Annotated in this window: 21 protein-coding genes; 19 read left to right on the forward strand and 2 right to left on the reverse strand. The window is 60.2% G+C overall.

Annotation, left to right across the window (positions count from 1 at the left end; translation table 11 throughout):
• The first annotated feature begins 3 nt into the window (after positions 1–3).
• From mltG to araH, 14 genes are all read left to right on the forward strand, one after another.
• Positions 4–1236, forward strand: a complete 1233-nt coding sequence (gene mltG, locus PMI28_RS13945) for an endolytic transglycosylase MltG (RefSeq protein WP_007987175.1) — start codon at positions 4–6, stop codon at positions 1234–1236.
• 19 nt (positions 1237–1255) lie between these two features.
• Positions 1256–1888, forward strand: coding sequence for a dTMP kinase (gene tmk, locus PMI28_RS13940; RefSeq protein WP_007987178.1), 633 nt, complete (start codon positions 1256–1258; stop codon positions 1886–1888).
• Positions 1881–2867 (forward strand): DNA polymerase III subunit delta', encoded by a 987-nt coding sequence (locus PMI28_RS13935; RefSeq protein WP_007987180.1) that lies wholly within the window; start codon positions 1881–1883, stop codon positions 2865–2867. The genes tmk and PMI28_RS13935 overlap by 8 nt, the downstream gene beginning before the upstream one ends.
• A gap of 72 nt (positions 2868–2939) precedes the next feature.
• On the forward strand, positions 2940–3725 hold the full coding sequence (locus tag PMI28_RS13930) for a TatD family hydrolase (RefSeq protein ID WP_007987182.1): 786 nt from the start codon (positions 2940–2942) through the stop codon (positions 3723–3725).
• 342 nt (positions 3726–4067) lie between these two features.
• Complete coding sequence (locus PMI28_RS13925) at positions 4068–4706, forward strand: TetR/AcrR family transcriptional regulator (protein WP_007987184.1); 639 nt, start codon at positions 4068–4070, stop codon at positions 4704–4706.
• Between the two features lie 138 nt (positions 4707–4844).
• Positions 4845–5813 carry a GTP 3',8-cyclase MoaA gene (locus PMI28_RS13920; protein ID WP_007987186.1) on the forward strand — a complete coding sequence of 323 codons (969 nt, stop codon included), beginning with the start codon at positions 4845–4847 and terminating at the stop codon, positions 5811–5813.
• 165 nt (positions 5814–5978) lie between these two features.
• Positions 5979–6587 (forward strand): DUF4823 domain-containing protein, encoded by a 609-nt coding sequence (locus PMI28_RS13915; RefSeq protein WP_007987188.1) that lies wholly within the window; start codon positions 5979–5981, stop codon positions 6585–6587.
• A 16-nt stretch (positions 6588–6603) separates the two neighbouring features.
• On the forward strand, positions 6604–7164 hold the full coding sequence (locus PMI28_RS13910) for a DUF1285 domain-containing protein (RefSeq protein WP_007987190.1): 561 nt from the start codon (positions 6604–6606) through the stop codon (positions 7162–7164).
• 191 nt (positions 7165–7355) lie between these two features.
• A complete protein-coding gene (locus PMI28_RS13905; protein WP_007987192.1) occupies positions 7356–8072 on the forward strand; it encodes a FadR/GntR family transcriptional regulator in 717 nt (238 codons plus the stop codon).
• Positions 8073–8199: 127 nt separating this feature from the next.
• Positions 8200–9075 (forward strand): SMP-30/gluconolactonase/LRE family protein, encoded by an 876-nt coding sequence (locus PMI28_RS13900; RefSeq protein WP_007987194.1) that lies wholly within the window; start codon positions 8200–8202, stop codon positions 9073–9075.
• A gap of 272 nt (positions 9076–9347) precedes the next feature.
• Entirely contained in the window at positions 9348–10166 is an 819-nt protein-coding gene (locus PMI28_RS13895; RefSeq protein WP_007987197.1) for an SDR family oxidoreductase, read from the forward strand.
• 138 nt (positions 10167–10304) lie between these two features.
• Entirely contained in the window at positions 10305–11309 is a 1005-nt protein-coding gene (locus PMI28_RS13890; RefSeq protein ID WP_007987199.1) for a substrate-binding domain-containing protein, read from the forward strand.
• Between the two features lie 66 nt (positions 11310–11375).
• Complete coding sequence (gene araG, locus PMI28_RS13885) at positions 11376–12914, forward strand: L-arabinose ABC transporter ATP-binding protein AraG (RefSeq protein ID WP_007987201.1); 1539 nt, start codon at positions 11376–11378, stop codon at positions 12912–12914.
• A 12-nt stretch (positions 12915–12926) separates the two neighbouring features.
• Positions 12927–13895, forward strand: a complete 969-nt coding sequence (gene araH, locus PMI28_RS13880; protein WP_033063352.1) for an L-arabinose ABC transporter permease AraH — start codon at positions 12927–12929, stop codon at positions 13893–13895.
• Between the two features lie 170 nt (positions 13896–14065).
• Here the strand turns inward: araH and PMI28_RS13875 are convergent, their stop codons facing one another.
• Both PMI28_RS13875 and PMI28_RS13870 read right to left on the reverse strand, forming a co-directional pair.
• Positions 14066–14383, reverse strand: a complete 318-nt coding sequence (locus tag PMI28_RS13875; RefSeq protein WP_007987205.1) for a hypothetical protein — start codon at positions 14381–14383, stop codon at positions 14066–14068.
• Positions 14384–14464: 81 nt separating this feature from the next.
• On the reverse strand, positions 14465–15670 hold the full coding sequence (locus PMI28_RS13870; protein WP_007987207.1) for an MFS transporter: 1206 nt from the start codon (positions 15668–15670) through the stop codon (positions 14465–14467).
• A 333-nt stretch (positions 15671–16003) separates the two neighbouring features.
• On the opposite strand from PMI28_RS13870, the gene PMI28_RS13865 reads away from it, so the two are divergent.
• The 5 genes from PMI28_RS13865 (at position 16004) to PMI28_RS13845 (ending at position 21079) form a co-directional block, all read left to right on the forward strand.
• Positions 16004–16486, forward strand: coding sequence for a GNAT family N-acetyltransferase (locus tag PMI28_RS13865; RefSeq protein ID WP_007987209.1), 483 nt, complete (start codon positions 16004–16006; stop codon positions 16484–16486).
• 262 nt (positions 16487–16748) lie between these two features.
• Positions 16749–17741, forward strand: coding sequence for a 2-dehydro-3-deoxygalactonokinase (locus PMI28_RS13860; RefSeq protein ID WP_007987211.1), 993 nt, complete (start codon positions 16749–16751; stop codon positions 17739–17741).
• Between the two features lie 19 nt (positions 17742–17760).
• Positions 17761–18381 (forward strand): 2-dehydro-3-deoxy-6-phosphogalactonate aldolase, encoded by a 621-nt coding sequence (locus PMI28_RS13855; RefSeq protein WP_007987213.1) that lies wholly within the window; start codon positions 17761–17763, stop codon positions 18379–18381.
• Positions 18382–18427: 46 nt separating this feature from the next.
• The gene (dgoD, locus tag PMI28_RS13850) at positions 18428–19576 is read left to right on the forward strand and encodes a galactonate dehydratase (RefSeq protein WP_007987215.1); all 1149 of its coding nucleotides are present in this window, start codon (positions 18428–18430) and stop codon (positions 19574–19576) included.
• Positions 19577–19768: 192 nt separating this feature from the next.
• Positions 19769–21079, forward strand: a complete 1311-nt coding sequence (locus PMI28_RS13845) for an MFS transporter (RefSeq protein ID WP_007987218.1) — start codon at positions 19769–19771, stop codon at positions 21077–21079.
• Positions 21080–21133 lie beyond the last annotated feature (54 nt).

The raw sequence follows: 21133 nt of genomic DNA on the forward strand, positions 1-21133 counted from the left end.
TACGTGAGACGTAAATTCTTGCTGCTGCTGGAAACCGGAGTGGTTCTGGCGGGGCTGCTGTTGGGTGCTTCAGCCTGGAAAATTCATTCGGCGCTGGTACAGCCGCTGAACATTGCCCAGGAGCAATTGCTGGATGTGCCCAAGGGCACGACGCCGACCCGCACCTTTTATCGACTTGAAGCCAATGGCGTCATCAAGGACGCGTTCTGGCTGCGTGTGTATTGGCGCTTCAACCTCCCCAAACAGCCTCTGCACAGCGGTGAGTACCGCATGCAACCGGGTATGACCGTCGAAGGCCTGATTGACTTGTGGAAGCGTGGGGAAATGGTTCAGTACAGCCTGACGCTGGTCGAAGGCTGGAATTTTCGTCAGGTCCGCGCAGCGCTGGCCAAGGAAGAGAAGCTCGATCACAGCCTCAACGGTTTGAGCGATAGCCAGGTCATGGACAAGCTCGGCCACACCGGGATTTTTCCGGAAGGGCGATTTTTCCCTGATACCTATCGCTACGTGCGCGGCATGTCCGATATCGAGCTGCTGAAAACCGCTTACGACCGCCTCGACGAAGTACTCGCCAAGGAGTGGGATCAGCGCGCTGCGGATACGCCGTACACCGAACCCTACCAGGCGCTGATCATGGCCTCGCTGGTCGAAAAGGAAACCGGTGTGCCGCAGGAACGCGGGCAAATTGCCGGTGTGTTTGTGCGGCGCATGGCGATGGGCATGTTGTTGCAGACCGATCCGACGGTGATCTACGGCCTCGGCGACCGCTACAGCGGCAAGCTGACCCGGGCTCACCTCAAGGAAGCGACGCCCTATAACACCTACATGAATGCGGGCCTGCCACCGACCCCGATTTCGATGGTCGGTCGCGAAGCCATTCATGCGGCGCTCAATCCGGTGGAGGGCAACAGCCTTTACTTCGTGGCACGCGGTGATGGCACTCACGTGTTCTCCGATGACCTGGATGCCCACAACAATGCTGTGAAGGAGTTCCAGCTCAAGCGTCGCGCCGATTACCGCTCCAGCCCGGCGCCGGCTTCCATGCCTGAGACACCGCCGACCCAGACTGAACAAACCGGGACTGAGGAGGCCAAGGCTTCGCAAGAGTTGGCCCCGATCCCGGCCGCTTCACCCAACACGGCTCCCGAGGCGCTGCCGCAGGTGGCGCCGCAAGATCCTGCGCCGGTTCCTGAAACGCCGGCCCTCGATGCCAACGCGTCGAAAAGCCCGCAATGACTCTGACTAAGGACTGCCTGTGACTGGCTTGTTTATTACTCTGGAAGGCCCGGAAGGCGCCGGCAAGAGCACCAATCGCGAATACCTGGCCGAGCGCTTGCGCGCCGCCGGCATCGAGGTAGTGCTGACCCGCGAGCCGGGTGGCACGCCGCTGGCCGAGCGCATCCGTGAAGTGCTGTTGGCCCCGGTCGACGAAGTCATGAACCCGGATACCGAGTTGCTGCTGGTGTTCGCGGCGCGTGCCCAGCACCTGGCTGAAGTGATTCGCCCGGCGCTGGCCCGCGGTGCCGTAGTCTTGTGTGATCGTTTTACCGATTCGACGTACGCCTATCAGGGCGGTGGCCGCGGCTTGTCGCTGGAGCGCATCGCGACCCTGGAAAATTTCGTTCAGGGCGATCTGCGCCCGGACCTGACGCTGATTTTCGATCTCCCTGTCGAGGTCGGCCTGGCCCGCGCCAGCGCCCGCGGTCGTCTGGATCGTTTCGAGCTCGAAGGCCGGACCTTCTTCGATGCCGTACGCAATGCCTTCCTCAAGCGGGCCAAGGCGGATCCGGCGCGTTATGTGCTGGTCGATGCAGCCCAACCGTTGGCACAGGTTCAGCAATCGCTGGATGCCTTGCTGCCGCGCCTGCTGGAGTTGAGCCGTGGCTGAGGCCTACCCATGGCAGGAAAGTCTCTGGCAGCAACTGGCCGGTCGCGCCCAGCATGCTCATGCCTACCTGCTGCATGGCCCGGCCGGGATCGGCAAGCGGGCACTGGCCGAGCGCTTGATGGCCAGCTTGCTATGCCAGCGCCCGAACGCGCTGGACGCCTGCGGCGAATGCAAATCCTGCCTGCTGCTCAAGGCTGGCAGTCACCCGGATAACTACATCCTGGAACCGGAAGAAGCCGACAAGGCGATCAAGGTCGATCAGGTTCGCGACCTGGTCGGTTTCGTAGTGCAGACCGCGCAGTTGGGCGGGCGCAAGGTGGTGCTGATCGAGCCGGCCGAGTCGATGAACATCAACGCCGCCAACGCCTTGCTCAAAAGCCTTGAAGAGCCGTCCGGCGATACTGTTTTGTTGCTGGTCAGCCATCAGCCGAGCCGTTTGTTGCCAACCATCAAGAGTCGTTGCGTGCAGCAGGCCTGTCCGCTGCCGGGCGATGCCATGAGCTTGAAATGGCTGGCTCAGGCGTTGCCGGAGTGTTCCGAAGAAGAGCGTGTCGAACTGCTGACGCTGGCTGCCGGTTCACCACTGGCGGCGGTCAGCCTTCAGGCCCAGGGCGTGCGTGAACAGCGCACGCAAGTGGTGGAAGGGGTGAAAAAACTTCTCAAGCAACAGCAGTCGCCGACGCAACTGGCCGAAGACTGGAAAAACATTCCGATGCTGCGCCTGTTCGACTGGTTCTGCGATTGGTCGAGCCTGATCCTGCGCTATCAGTTGACCCAGGACGAAGCCGGCCTCGGCCTGACCGATATGCGCAAGGTCGTGCAATACCTGGCGCAGAAAAGTGCCCAGGGCAAAGTCCTCGATATCCAGGACTGGATCCTCGCCCAGCGACAGAAAGTCTTGAGCAAGGCCAACCTCAATCCAGCCTTGCTGCTGGAGGCATTGCTGGTGCAATGGGCGTCGTTGCCTGCCCAAAGATGACTGTCTGCGCCTAGACTCTGAGTATCGGAACATCCGACCGTCCCACCCATTCGATGTAAGTTGCAGCCCTTTATGCTCGTAGATTCCCATTGTCACCTTGATCGTCTCGACCTGGCCGCCCACGACGGCTCCCTGGATGCCGCCCTGGATGCGGCCCGACAGCGCGGGGTAGGGCACTTTCTGTGTATCGGTGTCAGCGCGGACAACGCGGCCGACGTCAAAGCCCTGGCCGAACGTTATGACGACGTCGACTGCTCGGTGGGCGTGCACCCTCTGGATGTGCAGCCGGGCGCCGCGCCAGCGCTGGACTGGCTGTTGCAGGAGCTCAATCATCCGCGTGTGGTCGCCATCGGCGAAACCGGCCTGGACTACCACTACGAACCGCAAGCGGCGCAGTTGCAGCAGGAGTCGTTTCGCCTGCACCTGCAAGCGGCGCAGCAGACCGGCAAACCGGTGATCATCCACACCCGTGGCGCCCGCACCGATACCCTGGACTTGTTGCGTGAAGCGGCGCTGCCCCAGGCGGGCGTATTGCATTGCTTTACCGAAGACTGGGAGATGGCGAAGGCCGCGCTGGACATGGGCTATTACATTTCCCTGTCCGGGATTGTCACTTTTCGCAATGCCGACGCGTTGCGTGATGTGGCGAGCAAGGTGCCAGCCGACCGTTTGCTGGTGGAAACGGACTCGCCGTACCTGGCGCCGATTCCCTATCGCGGCAAGCCGAACCTGCCGCAGTACGTGCGTGAGGTAGCGGAATTTCTGGCAATGTTGCGTGGTGAACCCTACGAGCGATTTGCCGAGCAGACCACGGCGAATTTCAAGCGGCTGTTCCCGCTGGCGCATGTAAAAGGTTAAATCGCAGGCAAAAAAAACCCGGGTTCTGGGGGGTGAATCCGGGTTAAGACCATTAGGAGTAAAACAATGGTACGCGGTCCTTTGGTACCAATATCGGCGTGACACTTGGGGGAGATGCCCCGCCGACAGTTCAAGTATTGATCAGGATTGCGCCTAGTCCAGTTTGCTGGTCAGGGTTTTTAAACAAATTTGGAATACGTGCGCTTCGGAAGGGTTCTCATCAACCTGTAAACGTACACGGAATGACCAGAAAGCGCAGATATGGTCGGATGATCCGTGCATTTTTGTGCAAGTTAGGCATAATACGCGGCTTCGAATTTTGACCCCGACAGACCTTTTCTTATGCATAAAGAACCTCGTAAGGTCCGTGAGTTTCGTCGCCGCGAGCAGGAAATTCTCGATACCGCGCTCAAGCTGTTCCTCGAACAAGGTGAAGACAGTGTCACCGTCGAGATGATTGCTGATGCCGTCGGTATCGGCAAAGGCACGATCTACAAACACTTCAAATCCAAGGCAGAAATCTATCTGCGCCTGATGCTCGACTACGAGCGCGATTTGAACGCGCTGCTGCATTCGGCCGATGTCGACAAGGACAAGGAAGCCCTGTCCCGGGCGTACTTCGAATTCCGCATGCGCGATCCACAACGCTATCGCCTGTTCGACCGCCTTGAAGAAAAAGTGGTCAAGGGCAACCAGGTGCCGGAGATGATCGAGGAACTGCACAACATCCGTGCCTCGAACTTCGAGCGCCTGACCTTGCTGATCAAAGGCCGGATCAGCGAAGGCAAGCTGGAAGACGTGCCACCTTACTTCCATTACTGCGCGTCCTGGGCGCTGGTGCACGGTGCCGTCGCGCTGTATCACTCGCCATTCTGGAGCAATGTGCTGGAGGATCAGGAAGGTTTCTTCCAGTTCCTCATGGACATCGGCGTGCGCATGGGTAACAAGCGCAAGCGCGACACCGACACTTCGAGCAGCTGAGTCATTCAGTTGCCTTATTGCGCCATTATTTCGCTACTTGGCGCAGTACCGCAGGAATATACTCAGGTAGAGGACTTGCTAAAACTTGATTTCTGAGTCAAGTTTTAGCGGCCCGAATATTCTTCCGCCGGAGTGACCATGATCGTTGACCGTCAAGGCAGGCGTTTTCGCAACTTGCGCATCAGCCTGACCTCAGCCTGCAATTACGCCTGTACCTACTGCGTGCCCAACGGCAAGCGGCTGGTGGCTGCGCAGGATGAGTTGTCGGCCGAAGCCATGGCGCGTGGCGTGGCTTATCTGATTGAAGCGGCGGGGATCGAGCGTCTGCGCATTACCGGCGGCGAGCCGCTGGTCAGCCCGAAACTCGAAGCGTTCATGACAGCGGTCGGGCAGATGGGCCTGGAAGACATCAGCCTGACCACCAACGGTCAGTTGCTGGCGAAGAAACTGCCGCTGCTGCTGAACGCCGGCATTCGGCGCCTCAACGTTTCCCTCGATACCCTTGATGCGAGTGCGTTCCGCAGCATTGCCCGGGGCGGCGACCTGGCCACTGTGCTCAACGGCATGAACGAGGCCAGTGCGGCCGGCATGAAGATCAAGGTCAACATGGTGCCGCTGCGCGGGCAGAACCTTGATCAAGTGATGCCGCTGCTCGACTACTGCCTGGAGCGTGGTTATGAACTGCGCTTCATTGAGCTGATGCGCATGGGTCACCTGGCCAACGATTCCAACGCCTTTCTGCAACAGTTCGTCAGCCTCCAGCAGTTGCTGAGCCTGATCGGCGAGCGCTACGAATACCTGCAGGCCGATGCCCCGGTCGATGCGACGGCCGTTCGCTATGAAATTCCCGGCCAGGGTTATTTCGGCGTGATCGCCAATGAAAGCGTGCCTTTCTGCCGGACCTGTTCACGGTTGCGTTTATCTTCCACCGGGTGGCTGCATGGCTGTCTGTCATCGAGCAATCGCCATTACATCGGTGATTTGCTGGACAAACCACGTCATCAGGCGCTGCCGGCCTTGCAGAGACTCCTGGTGAAAGCCTTGGGGGACAAGCAGGAAGTGGCGTTCTCCGGCGGCGCGACTGTCATGAAGATTATCGGCGGCTGATCCGGCCTCATCGCGGGCAAGCCACGCTCCCACAAGAATTTGCGTAAATCCTGTGGGAGCGTGGCTTGCCCGCGATTGCGATTGATCAGGCAACGATGAGCTGGCGCGGAAGCTGCATCCTACGGCCATTCGCCGGTTTTCCGACACCGGCCTCTGGAGGATAGGATGCGTAGCCTGGTTTTGCTGCTGGCCGTTTTGGCACTTGGTGGTTGCATGAACGTCAGCGATATGGCCGAAGGGACTCGTTACCATATGAGCGATGCGGGGCTGCTCGACCACAGCGACAGTCGTCGCGTAAACAACCTGCGCATTCAGCCTGACTCGTTCGTCTACATCGCCCAAGGCGCTTTCATGCCGCCGGGCAGCGCCGTTTATCCACGGCCTAACGTGATTGCCGAAGTCGCGTTCGATGGCTTCGTCGAATACTTCCCGATGGTCCGCCGTGCCCGTACGCCGGAAGGCCTCGACCAGGCCATGGGCGAAGCCCGTGCCGCCGGTGCGCACTATCTGCTCTACACCCGATTTGCCAAGTCTGATGACCGTATCGGCAACTCGGACGAGTGGCTGGATCAGGAAGCCCTGGATCGCCTCGGCATCGACAGCGGTATGATTCAGATCAGTTTGATCGAGACCAGCACCCAGTATTTGATTGATACTGCGACCATCAAGAGTCGTGGCGGTTTACTGACGTTCCACGATAAAAAACCGGAAGACCTGATGGGCCCGCCGCTGGAACAATACGCGCGCAGCCTGCTGGGGCTCAGCGACCAGTAATTCTAAGGAGAACGCCATGAGTGGCCCGCAAAAAGCCAACGACTTGCTGGGGCAAATCCCCAAGACCAAAGGCTTGCCGCCGGTGCACCTGTGGAATCCCGATTTCTGCGGCGACATCGACATGCGCATCGCCCGGGACGGCACCTGGTATTACCTGGGCACCCCGATCGGGCGCAAGCCGATGGTCAAGCTGTTCTCCACCATCATTCGCCGCGATGGCGATGATTACTTCCTGATCACACCCGTCGAAAAGGTTGGCATCAAGGTCGACGATGCGCCGTTCGTGGCGATTGCCGTCGACGTGGAAGGCGAGGGCGAGGCGCAGGTGTTGCGCTTTACCACCAACGTCGAGGAAACCACCGAGGCTGGTGCCGGTCATCCGCTGCGTGTGGTCATCGACCCGGTAACGCAGGAGCCAGCCCCTTACGTACATGTGCGCAGCAATCTTGAGGCGTTGATTCATCGCAATGTGTTCTATCAATTGGTGGAGCTGGCGGTGAGTCGCGAGATCGACGGCCAGCGCTGGCTCGGTGTATGGAGTGGCGGTGAGTTTTTCCCCATCGGTCTCGAACCCTGACGCAAAACCCTGTGGGAGCGGGCTTGCTCGCGAAAGCGCTGGGTCAGCCGACATCTTTGTCGGATGTGACTCCGTCTTCGCGAGCAAGCCCGCTCCCACATTAGATTTCTGATTTCTTCAAAAAATCAAATTGACTCCCAATCGTATGATGATTAGTGTGGGTTGCCATCGCATTCGGCTTCGAGGTGCCCATGTCCAACAGCTTTCATGCTTCGACGGTCGACTGGCTGGGATGCTGGCTCGCCACGGGGCAGGTCAGGCCGGGTGAGTCACTCAAGGTCGAAGCCGACCTCGGCGAACAACTTGGCGTGAGCCGCACGGTCATCCGCGAAGCGATCAAAACCCTGGTTGCCAAAGGCATGCTCGAAGTCGGCCCGAAAGTCGGCACGCGGGTGTTGCCGGTGCGGCGCTGGAACCTCTTTGATCCACAAGTCGTCGGCTGGCTGTCACGCAGCGGTTTGCCGGAAAACTTCGTCGACGATCTACTCGATCTGCGTCGCACCATCGAACCGATGGCTGTGCGCTGGGCTTGCGAACGCGCAACCGGAGAACAGGTGGACGCGATCCTGCTGGCCTGCAACGCACTGGAACGGGCGGTGGACAGCGGCATCGATTACAACCGTGCCGACCAGCTCTTCCACGAGTGCATCCTGGCAGCCAGCCACAATCAATTCATCGAACAGATGGTTCCCGCCCTCGGCGCGTTGCTGGCGGTGGCCTTTGAAGTGTCCGCCGCCGACCCGAATGAACTGCGCCGAACCTTGCCGATTCACCGGGACCTGGCCGAGGCTATCGCGGCCCGTGATACTGCCCGGGGTGTCTGGGCCTGCATGACTCTGATCGATAACGCCGACCTGGCGATCAAGCGTTACTACCCGCAAGTCATGGCCGATAAAAAAGCGTGCTGACAACTCGAACCGCAGTAGGCGCGAGCTTGCTCGCGATGGTGTATCAGCTACCACCAGGTCGACTGGTACGCCTTCGCGAGCAAGCTGGCTCCTACACAATAAAAACAAGAACAATGCAGGAGGCTACATGACGTGGACCGCGGTTACCGGGCATCGGGCGAAACTGGGAGAAGGTCCGTTCTGGGATGCGCCGACCCAGGCACTGTATTGGGTAGATATTGCCGGTAAACAGGCGCTACGGCTGATCGGGGCCAATGTGCAGATCTGGCAGATGCCGGAGCATGTATCGGCCTTCATCCCCTGCGCCAGCGGCGACGCCCTGGTGACACTGAGCAGTGGCGTGTATCGGCTGGACCTGGACTCACCCGGGCTGGACCCGCGCCTGACATTGTTCTGCGTGGCCGATCCACAACCGGGCAACCGCCCCAACGAAGCCCGCTGCGATGCCCAGGGCCGGCTCTGGCTTGGCACCATGCAAAACAACATCGACGAGCGAGGCGAAGACTTGCCCATCGAACGGCGCACCGGCGGGCTGTTCCGCATTGATCGGGACGCTCGGGTCATGCCGCTGCTCCGAGGGCTGGGCGTCCCCAATACGCTGCTGTGGAGCGATGACGGCACTAGCGTTTATTTCGGCGACAGCCTCGCTGGCACCTTGTACCGACATTTCATCCGTACCGACGGAGCCCTCGATGCGCCGCAGGTTTGGTTTGGCCCCAATGAGCGCGGGGTTCCGGACGGTTCGGCGATGGATGCCGAAGGTTTTATCTGGAATGCCCGTTGGGACGGTCGCTGCCTGCTCAGGTTGAGCCCGGACGGCAAAGTCGATCGGATCATCGAATTGCCGATCAGCCGTCCCACCAGTTGCGTGTTCGGCGGTGCGGATCTGAAAACCCTGTACATCACCAGCGCGGCAAGTCCGCTGGGCCATCCGTTAGACGGGGCCGTGTTGTCGATTGCAGTGGATGTGCCTGGAAAGCATTGCACACGCTTTGCTGGGTAAATCCCAAAATATGGGATGCAAATATATATATTGAGATTTTAAGCGGGCCGGGTTTATAGTCGGCCTCACCAGTGACATGCACTCACACTTAAAAAAACAAAACAGGTGAAGTGATGCAGCGAAGCCCCTCGCACTCCCTTGCGCAGACAAGGCCTCAGACCGTCTTCAAGCTGAAACAGTTTCGCTCCCGTCTGTTTCTTACTCAGCGCCTTTTATCCGGACATCGACAGATGCCCGGTTTTCGTCGTGTTTTCGAACAGGAGTCTTGATCCATGGCTGAACCGTTGTCATTGCCGCCGGTACCCGAACCACCGAAGGGCGAACGCCTGAAAAACAAGGTCGTATTGCTGACCGGTGCCGCCCAGGGGATTGGCGAAGCGATTGTGGCGACCTTTGCGTCCCAACAAGCCAGGCTGATCATCAGCGACATTCAGGCCGAGAAAGTCGAGAAGGTCGCGGCGCACTGGCGTGGCCAAGGCGCCGATGTGGTGGCGATCAAGGCTGACGTCTCACAGCAGCGCGATCTGCAGGCAATGGCCAGGCTGGCGGTCGAGCGACACGGCCGGATCGATGTGCTGGTCAACTGCGCCGGGGTCAACGTGTTCCGTGATCCGCTGGAAATGACCGAGGAAGACTGGCGTCGCTGCTTTGCCATTGACCTTGATGGCGCCTGGTACGGTTGCAAGGCGGTGTTGCCGCAGATGATCGAGCAGGGCATCGGCAGCATCATCAATATTGCCTCGACCCATTCCTCCCACATCATTCCGGGCTGCTTCCCCTACCCGGTGGCCAAGCACGGCTTGCTCGGCCTGACCCGCGCGCTGGGCATCGAATATGCGTCCAAGGGCATCCGCGTCAACGCCATCGCACCGGGCTATATCGAAACCCAGATCAATATCGATTACTGGAACGGTTTCGCCGACCCTCACGCTGAGCGCCAGCGTGCGTTTGACCTGCATCCACCCAAGCGCATCGGCCAGCCGATTGAAGTGGCGATGACCGCGGTGTTCCTGGCCAGTGATGAAGCGCCGTTCATCAATGCCTCGTGCATCACCATCGATGGAGGGCGCTCGGTGATGTACCACGACTGAGTGACCGGGCTTTCAGGCGTCTTGGTACGCCTGAAATTCAATCATCATATGATATGACTATTGGTAATAAGGTTTACCGCCCTGGCTTTAAAGAACGCTTTCAAAGAACGCTCAAGAAAAATAACAAGGAGTTAGCTAATGAATCGTCGTCATGTTATCCGTTCCCTATGCTGTGCCGCGTTGGCGGTCTCGGCGGCCGGCCTGAGCAGCACGCTGCTGGCGGCCGAGGAAGTGAAAATCGGTTTCCTGGTCAAGCAAGCGGAAGAACCCTGGTTCCAGACCGAGTGGGCGTTTGCCGAAAAGGCCGGGAAAGAGAAGGGCTTCACCCTGATCAAGATCGCCGTGCCAGACGGTGAGAAAACCCTTTCTGCCATCGACAGCCTCGCGGCCAATGGCGCCAAAGGCTTCGTGATCTGCCCGCCGGACGTGTCCCTGGGACCTGCGATCATGGCCAAGGCCAAGCTCAACGGGTTGAAGGTGATCGCCGTCGATGACCGTTTCGTCGATGCCAGCGGCAAATTCATGGAAGACGTGCCGTACCTCGGCATGGCCGCGTTCGAAGTCGGCCAGAAGCAAGGCAATGCCATGGCCACCGAGGCGAAGAAACGCGGCTGGGACTGGAAAGACACGTACGCGGTGATCAATACCTACAACGAACTCGACACCGGCAAGAAGCGCACTGACGGTTCGGTGAAAGCCCTGGAAGACGCCGGCATGCCGAAGGGCCACATCCTGTTCTCGGCCCTGAAGACCCTCGACGTGCCGGGCAGCATGGACGCCACCAACTCGGCGTTGGTGAAACTGCCGAGTGCGGCGAAGAACCTGATCATCGGCGGCATGAACGACAACACCGTGCTCGGCGGTGTGCGCGCCACCGAGAGCGCCGGGTTCGCTGCGGCCAACGTGATTGGCATCGGCATCAACGGTACCGACGCCATCGGCGAGCTGAAGAAACCCGACAGCGGCTTCTATGGTTCGATGCTGCCGAGCCCGCACATCGAGGGCTACAACACGGCGAGCATGATGTACGAGTGGGTCACCACCGGCACTGAACCGGCGAAACTCACTGCAATGGACGACGTGACGCTGATCACCCGCGACAACTTCAAGCAGGAACTGGAAAAGATCGGCCTGTGGAACTGACGGCCGCTTGATTTCAGCGGCGGCCTCGGCGACGGGGCTGCCTGTCCGGTTTGAAAGGGGTGGGTTATGCACGCGCAAACAAATACACAACAACACAGCGGCAGCTTGCGCTTCAGCGGGATCGGCAAGACTTTTCCCGGGGTGAAGGCGCTGGACAACATCAGCTTCGTCGCCCATCCGGGGCAGGTTCATGCCTTGATGGGCGAAAACGGCGCCGGCAAATCGACGCTGCTGAAAATCCTCGGCGGGGCCTACATCCCCAGCAGCGGGGCCTTGCAGATCGGCGAGCAGACGATGGACTTCAAGTCCACCGCCGACAGCATCGGCAGTGGCGTCGCGGTGATTCACCAGGAGTTGCATCTGGTGCCCGAAATGACCGTGGCGGAGAACCTGTTTCTCGGGCATCTGCCGGCCAGTTTTGGCCTGATCAATCGCGGCACCCTGCGCCAGCAGGCAGTGGCTTGTCTCAAAGGCCTGGCCGATGAAATCGACCCGCAAGAGAAGGTCGGGCGCCTGTCCCTGGGGCAACGGCAACTGGTGGAAATCGCCAAGGCGCTGTCCCGTGGTGCCCATGTGATTGCCTTCGACGAACCCACCAGCAGCCTTTCGGCGCGGGAGATCGACCGCTTGATGGCGATCATCGGCCGGCTGCGGGACGAGGGCAAAGTGGTGCTCTATGTCTCTCATCGCATGGAGGAAGTGTTCCGCATCTGCAATGCGGTGACGGTGTTCAAGGACGGGCGATACGTGCGTACGTTCGACGATATGAGCGAGCTGACCCACGATCAACTGGTCACCTGCATGGTCGGGCGCGATATCCAGGACATCTACGATTACCGCCCGCGCCAGCGTGGCTCGGTGGCACTCAAGGTCGAGGGTTTGTTGGGGCCAGGCTTGCGCGAGCCGGTGAGTTTCGAGGTGCACAAAGGCGAGATCCTCGGGCTGTTCGGGTTGGTAGGCGCCGGTCGCACCGAACTGCTGCGCCTGCTCAGCGGCCTGGCGCGCAATAGCGCCGGACACTTGAAACTGCGCGGCCATGAACTGAATCTGCGCTCACCCCGGGACGCGATTGCCGCCGGGATCCTGTTGTGCCCCGAGGACCGCAAGAAGGAAGGCATCCTGCCGCTGGCCAGCGTCGCCGAGAACATCAACATCAGCGCACGCGGCGCCCATTCCACCTTCGGCTGCCTGTTGCGTGGCCTGTGGGAGAAAGGCAACGCCGACCAGCAGATCAAGGCACTTAAGGTGAAAACGCCACACGCCGGGCAGCCGATCAAGTTTCTATCCGGCGGCAATCAACAGAAGGCCATTCTCGGCCGTTGGCTGTCGATGCCGATGAAAGTGCTGCTCCTCGACGAACCCACCCGCGGTATCGATATCGGTGCCAAGGCCGAGATCTACCAGATCATCCATAACCTGGCAGCCGAAGGGATCGCGGTGATTGTGGTGTCCAGTGACTTGATGGAAGTCATGGGCATTTCCGACCGCATCCTGGTGCTGTGCGAAGGCGCGCTGCGTGGCGAACTGAGGCGTGACCAGGCCAACGAATCCAACCTGCTGCAACTGGCTTTGCCGCGCCAACGCGCCGACGGCGTAGCGAACTGAGAGGTGACTATGATGACAACCCAAGACAACACCCTGCCGACTACACGCAAACCGCTGGATATGCGGCGTTTTCTAGATGATTGGGTAATGCTGCTGGCGGCCGTCGGAATCTTCGTGCTCTGTACCCTGATGATCGACAACTTCCTTTCGCCGCTGAACATGCGTGGCCTGGGCCTGGCGATTTCCACCACCGGGATCGCTGCGTGCACCATGTTGTATTGCCTGGCGTCCGGGCATTTCGACTTGTCGGTGGGCTCGGTGATCGCCTGCGCCGGGGTCGTCGCGGCAGTGGTGATGCGCGACACCAACAGCGTGTTTCTCGGTGTCTGTGCGGCGCTGGTGATGGGGCTGATCGTCGGGCTGATCAACGGCATCGTCATCGCCAAGCTGCGGGTCAATGCGCTGATCACCACGCTGGCGACCATGCAGATCGTGCGTGGCCTGGCCTACATCTTCGCCAACGGCAAAGCAGTGGGGGTGTCCCAGGAGCCGTTCTTCGTCTTCGGTAACGGCCAGGTGCTCGGCGTGCCGGTACCGATCCTGATCACCATCGTCTGCTTCCTGTTCTTCGGCTGGCTGTTGAACTACACGACCTACGGGCGCAACACCATGGCGATTGGCGGCAATCAGGAAGCGGCGCTGCTGGCCGGGGTCAATGTCGACCGGACCAAAATCATCATCTTTGCCGTGCATGGCGTCATCGGCGCGTTGGCCGGGGTGATCCTGGCATCACGCATGACCTCCGGCCAACCGATGATCGGCCAGGGTTTCGAGCTGACCGTGATCTCGGCCTGCGTACTGGGCGGGGTATCGTTGAGTGGCGGGATCGGCATGATCCGGCACGTGATTGCCGGGGTGTTGATTCTGGCGATCATCGAGAACGCGATGAACCTGAAGAACATCGATACGTTTTATCAGTATGTGATTCGCGGTTCGATCTTGTTGTTGGCGGTGGTCATCGACCGCCTCAAGCAACGCTGACATTCATTGCACTTGTGGGCGCGGGCCTGCTCGCTCCCACAAGGTGCGGTCCGACACAGTCCTGTGGGAGCGGGCTTGCCCGCGAAGAGGTCCTGAAACTCAACACATGATCTGGTACTGACTTGTCTTACGCAGCGCCTCGACCAATTGCTTTGTCCTCAAACCGGAAGTTATTGATTGTCGCTGTCGTCGTCTCCCGAGTCACCGCTAGTGGTCGAGCCAAGTCCGCCTGTGCCGGGTGTTTTGCTGCCTGGCAACTGTCGTCCTGCATCTTTGCCTTGAACCCGCGGATCTGTGCCGGTGGGCGGTGGCAGGTTGTGGTCGACCGTGGTGCCATCGGTGTTCATGCCGGGGGCACTCTGGATGGCCGGCGCCCTGGGTTTTTCCACCGGGTTGGTCGGGCCGGTACTGGAGCCGAGGGGCCCGGCGAAAGTGGCAATGGACAAAAAGGCCATGAGAGCGAGAGCGATCAACCTGGACAGGATCATGGTGTTGTCTCCAACGATTAGAGTCCTTACCTGATTAGTCCGTCCTCGATCTGAATGGGTGCATTATCAGCGACGAACGGCTCAGGCTTGCTCCAATACCCTGACCGCCGTGGCTCTTCGCCAGATCAACCGTCCCACGGTGATCAGCCAGTTGAGCGAAGCGACCACCAACACCGTGAGCAACAGCGTGGCCATGCCTTGCTCGACGATGATTTTCCCGGCCAGCAAGGGAAAGCCGAACACGCCGATGAAGTACGACAGGCTGAACAGCAGCAAGGATTGTGCGGTGGTGCCATTCGGCGCTTCATTGGCGGCCAGGCCGTTGATCACCGAGTAGGTCAGGCCGTAACCGATCCCGAGCATCACCGCCGCGAGCACGTAGCTGACGCTGCTGTCGACGACAAAACCGAACATCACGATCGACGCCAGCATCAGCCCCGAAAGCACACACGACGCGCGGAATGGATCGCGCTTGACCACGAAACCGGCAACCAGCATGCGGCCGCTGATCGCCGCACTCATGAAGCCGAGGAAGAACAGCGAATAGTCGAGCGAGCGCGCTGCGGCATAACTGGTTTGAAAGCTCGACAAGCCGCCAAACACACAGCCACCAAGACCGACCATGATGATCGGGAATATGGCCCTGGACGACAGCACTTGACCCGCTGCACGCCAGGAAATCCGCGACACGCCGCTCGATTGCGCGGGCGCCAGTTTCAGTTGTCGATCCAGGCGCCAGAACAGCAATACCCCGATCAGGCTGGCCAGCGCCGCCAGATAAAACGCCGCCGTCACCGGATAACCGAGCGCACTCGCCGCGCGGCCGAGCAACGGGCCACTGCCGATCCCGGTCATCATGCTGCCCGACAGCAGGGCGAAGTACTTGGCACGCTGCGCGGGTGTCACCAGGCTTGCCACGATGATCGGCCCGAGGGTGTAGAACACGCCCCAGCCCAGGCCCAGCAGCAACCCGAAAAACAACAGCAGTTGACCGAAACCCGGAGTCAGGGCGAAGCCCAGGCTGGCCGCTGCCAGCAATACACCGAACAGCGCCACCGATCGGGCGGCACCGAGCAAGTCGGACAAATGACCGGAAACAATCACCGCCGCAAAGGTACTGAGCATCGCTGTCGAAATCACACTGCCGGCGTCGTGCTCGTTGCCACCACGAGAGCTGATCAACAGCGACAGCAAAAAAGTCGAGCCATAGGACAACGACAACAGGTAACTGGCGAGGCAAAACAGGCCGAACAACTTGCTTGAGACAGGGGGTGTTGCGGTAGACATGACGCGGTTCCTTGACCGGATTAGTGAGCAGCGCCGCTATCTAACCATGCAGGGCCCGAATGTCAGGTCCAAGGTTATCGATGCCAGGGTTAGTGGCGACCGGAGTGATCCATTTTTTGGCAAGGGGCTTTTGTGGCGAGGGAGCTTGCTCCCGCTGGCCTGCGAAGCAGGCCCTTTCTCAAAGACTGCGTTCCACCAGAAAGACTCAAGTGTTCTTTTTGGGGTTGCTGCGCAACCCAGCGGGAGCAAGCTCCCTCGCCACAGGCAAGCCCCCTCGCCACAGGCCGCGCGTCGACTTAGTATGGCGTTTTCCTCTTTTGACAAGGCACGTCCATGACGATTGAAATCCGCCCGGCAACCCCCAGTGACGCACCGCAAATTCTTGCGTTCATCACGGAACTGGCCGACTACGAGCGTGCCCGCCATGAAGTCATCGCCAGCGTTGCCGATATCGAGCGCAGCCTGTTCAGCGAAGGCGCCACCGCCCATGGCCTGATCTGCCTGCGCGACGGCGCACCCATCGGTTTCGCGGTGTTCTTCTTCAGCTATTCCACCTGGTTGGGCAGCAATTGCCTGTACCTCGAAGACCTTTACATCACTCCGCAGCAGCGCGGCGGTGGCGCGGGCAAGACCCTGCTGCGGCATCTGGCGAAAATCGCCTGCGCCAACGACTGCGGCCGTTTCGAGTGGAGCGTGCTGGAGTGGAATACGCCGGCCATCGACTTCTACAAATCCCTGGGCGCGCAGCCGCAGGAGGAGTGGGTTCGGTATCGAATGGATGGAAAAGTATTGCGCGAGTTCGCCGAGGGCAGTTGAGCGGTATCCCCTGCAGGAGCGAGCCTGCTCGCGAAGAAATCGAAAGCACCACGGGGTGTCAGGCTTTCCGCATTATCGTTGACGACCATCGCTAGCAAGCTAGCTCCTACAGGGGAATGCATTCCAGGGAGCTACCGTAGGCGGTGGTCTTTTTTTTGTTCGTGTCTCAATATATGGGATTGATATTTATATATTGAGATTGTCCGGCGCCTGGGTTTATAGTCCCGCTCACTCACTGCCAAAAACCAAAACAGGTGAAGCGATGCAGGCGCAATTGATCGCGCTCGACTGGGGGACGACCTCACTCCGTGCTTACAAATTGGCTGAAGGTGGCCAGGTGCTCGAACAGCGCTCGCTGTCCTCGGGAATCATGCAGTTGCCCAAGGCGCCCAGAATCATTGGCGGCCGGGAATGCACCGATGGATTTGATCTGGCCTTCGATGAGGCTTGCGGCGACTGGCTCGATGCGCAGCCGCATTTGCCGGTGATTGCTTGCGGCATGGTCGGCAGCGCCCAGGGCTGGCGCGAAGCGGCCTACCGCGAAACACCGGCGAACGTCGCGACTCTCGGAACTTCCTTACAAACCGTACGCAGTTTTCGCGGGATCGATGTGCACATTGTGCCCGGCGTCATCCAGCGTTCGCGTTTGCCGAACGTGATGCGCGGCGAAGAAACCCAGGTGCTCGGTGTGCTGCAAAACCTGGCGGGCGAGGCGGGTGCTGCTCCGCTGATCGGCCTGCCGGGCAGCCACTCGAAATGGGTGGAAGTGGCCGACGGTTGCATCGTGCATTTCGATACGTTCATGACCGGCGAAATGTTCGCCGTGCTCAGTGAACACAGCATTCTCGGACGCACCCAACAGCGTGGCACGTCTTTCGATGGCGATGCGTTTGATCGCGGTGTGCAGGTCGCGTTGTCGGCGGACGGTGAAATCGGTCCGCTGTCGACGATGTTCAGCGCCCGCAGCCTGGGCCTGACTGGCGAACTGAAGGCCACCGCCCAGGTGGATTATCTGTCCGGCCTGCTGATCGGCCACGAATTGTCAGCCCTGGCTGGCGTGCAACGGCGCCGGCGCAACAGCGTGCACCTGCCTTCGATCATCCTCATCGGTAATACCCAACTCTGTGCCCGCTACAGCCGTGCGCTCGTCGCCTGCGGTTTTGCCCGGGTGACCCAGGCCGAACAGGCCACTGAACGCGGATTGTGGCAACTGGCGCTCGCCGCCGGCCTGGTCACGTCCACCGCATCCCGTTAAACCCGCCTGGAGGCCTGACATGCTCAAACAAGCGCTGGCACAAAATGGCCTGATCGCGATCCTGCGCGGCCTGCGCCCGCAAGAAGCGGCTGCCATCGGCGAAGTCCTGTACACCGCCGGATTTCGCGTCATCGAAGTGCCGCTCAATTCCCCGGAGCCGTACGAAAGTATCCGCATCCTGCGCAGTACCTTGCCCGCTGATTGCCTGATCGGTGCCGGCACGGTGTTGACGCCGGAGCAGGTTGAACAAGTGAAAGCCGCGGGCGGCCAGGTGATCGTCATGCCCCATAGCGATCCGAAGGTGCTGCGTGCGGCGAAAGCGGCGGGTCTGTACCTGTCGCCGGGTGTCGCCACGCCGACCGAAGCCTTTGCGGCACTGGCCGAAGGCGCGGATGTGCTGAAGATGTTCCCGGCCGAGCAGATGGGCCCGGCGGTCGTCAAAGCCTGGCTCGCGGTGCTGCCGGCCGGAACGATTCTGGCGCCGGTCGGTGGCATCACCCCGGACAACATGCAGGTGTTTATCGACGCAGGCGTCAAAGGTTTCGGCCTTGGCTCCGGTCTGTTCAAACCGGGCATGACCCCGGAGCAGGTGGCGGCCAATGCCAAGGCCTATGTCGCTGCCTGGAAAGCCCTTCGCTAAGACTTTTTGGCGCTGCGAGCGCTGCATCCAATAAGAGAGACAACAGATGAAAATCACCAAACTGACCACCTTCATCGTTCCGCCACGCTGGTGCTTCCTCAAAGTCGAAACCGACGAGGGCGTCACCGGTTGGGGGGAGCCCGTGGTGGAAGGTCGCGCCCACACCGTTGCCGCTGCCGTTGAAGAATTGTCCGACTACCTGATCGGTAAAGACCCACGCAACATCGAAGACATCTGGAGCGTGCTCTATCGCGGCGGCTTCTACCGGGGCGGCGCGATCCACATGAGCGCGCTGGCCGGGATCGACCAGGCCTTGTGGGACATCAAGGGCAAGGCGCTGGGTGTATCGGTCAGCGATCTGCTGGGTGGTCAGGTGCGGGACAAGATTCGCGTGTATTCGTGGATCGGCGGCGACCGTCCGGCGGATACCGCACGGGCGGCGAAAGAAGCGGTCGAGCGCGGCTTTACCGCGGTAAAAATGAACGGCACCGAAGAGCTGCAATTCCTCGATACCTTCGACAAGGTCGACCAGGCCCTGGCCAACGTCGCCGCCGTGCGCGATGCCGTCGGCCCGAACGTCGGCATCGGCGTGGACTTCCATGGCCGGGTGCACAAGCCCATGGCCAAGGTGCTGATGAAGGAGCTTGATCCGTACAAACTGATGTTCATCGAAGAGCCGGTGCTCAGCGAAAACTACGAAGCGCTGAAAGAGCTGGCGCCATTGACCAGTACGCCGATTGCCTTGGGGGAGCGGCTGTTCTCGCGCTGGGATTTCAAGCGTGTGCTCAGCGAAGGCTACGTCGACATCATCCAGCCGGATGCCTCCCATGCCGGCGGCATCACCGAAACCCGCAAGATCGCCAACATGGCCGAAGCCTACGACGTGGCGCTGGCGCTGCATTGCCCGCTGGGTCCGATTGCCCTGGCGGCCTGCCTGCAACTGGATGCGGCTTGTTACAACGCGTTCATCCAGGAACAGAGCCTGGGCATCCATTACAACGAGAGCAACGACCTGCTCGACTACGTGAAGGACCCACGGGTGTTCGACTATGACAAAGGCTTCGTGAAGATCCCGAACGGCCCGGGCCTGGGCATCGAGATCAACGAGGAATACGTGATCGAACGCGCCGCCATCGGCCACCGCTGGCGCAACCCGATCTGGCGCCATGCCGATGGCAGTTTTGCCGAGTGGTGAGTGATCTCTGACCCACCACATATCCCTGTGGGAGCGGGCTTGCTCGCGAAGAGGGCGGCACATTCAACATAGATGTTGACTGACACTCCGCTTTCGCGAGCAAGCCCGCTCCCACATTTGATCTCCATAGGTAGTGAGATCTGCGTTAACCCGGTTTTCGACCTCAATAACCACAAGAAGAGGCACCCCCCCATGCAACCGCAAACCCTCACCGGGCAGGCGTCGTTGGTGACGCCCAGTCGCAAGCGTTTTTTCATCATGGTCCTGTTGTTCATCACCGTGGTGATCAACTACCTGGATCGCAGCAACCTGTCGATTGCCGCCCCGGCGCTGACCAGCGACCTGGGTATCGACCCGATTCATGTCGGCCTGATCTTCTCCGCCTTCGGCTGGACTTACGCCGCCATGCAAATCCCCGGCGGCTGGCTGGTGGACCGCGTGCCGCCACGGATCCTTTACAGTGTCGCCTTGCTGCTGTGGTCGGTGGCCACGGTGATGCTCGGTTTCGCCGGCAGCTTCATCGCGCTGTTCGTGCTGCGCATGGCCGTCGGTGCCCTGGAAGCGCCGGCGTATCCGATCAATAGCCGCGTGGTCACCACCTGGTTCCCCGAGCGCGAGCGCGCCACGGCCATCGGTTTCTACACCTCCGGACAGTTTGTCGGCCTGGCTTTCCTGACGCCGGTGCTGGCCTGGCTTCAGCACGAATTCGGTTGGCACATGGTGTTCGTCACCACCGGCGCGGTGGGCATTCTGTGGGCAGTGATCTGGTACGCGGTGTATCGCGAGCCCCGGGATTTCAAAGGCGCCAATGACGCGGAAATCGACCTGATCCGCGAGGGCGGTGGCCTGGTGGACATCCAGGCCGAGCAGGCCAGGGTCAAAGCCAAATTCAGCTGGACCGACCTGGGGATTGTCCTGACCAAGCGCAAACTCTGGGGCATTTACCTCGGCCAGTTCTGCCTCAACTCGACGCTGTGGTTCTTCCTGACCTGGTTCCCGACCTACCTGGTGAAATACCGCGGCATGGATTTCATCAAGTCCGGCCTGTTGGCGTCACTGCCGTTTCTTGCGGCCTTTGTCGGTGTGCTGTGTTCCGGGTTCTTCTCGGACTTTTTGATCCGTCGCGGTTACACGGTGGGTTTCGCCCGCAAGTTGCCAATCATCAGCGGCTTGCTGATTTCGACTTCGATCATCGGCGCCAACTTTGTCGAGTCGACGCCGCTGGTGATTGCCTTTCTGGCGCTGGCGTTCTTCGGCAATGGCCTGGCGTCCATCACCTGGTCGCTGGTGTCGACACTCGCCCCGGCGCGATTGCTCGGGCTGACCGGTGGGGTGTTCAACTTCATCGGCAACCTGTCGGCGATTGCCACGCCTATCGTGATCGGCTTCCTCGCGACGGGTGATTCTTTCGCCCCGGCGATCACCTACATCTCGGTGCTGGCGTTGATCGGTGCACTTTCCTACATCTTGCTGGTGGGCAAGGTCGAGCGTATCAAGTTGTAGTCGTGGCATCCGGGCGACCATAATGCCGCCCGTTCACTCGCTTAACGGTAAAGG

Origin of the sequence: Pseudomonas sp. GM48 (assembly GCF_000282335.1) — a bacterium.
Taxonomy (GTDB): domain Bacteria; phylum Pseudomonadota; class Gammaproteobacteria; order Pseudomonadales; family Pseudomonadaceae; genus Aquipseudomonas.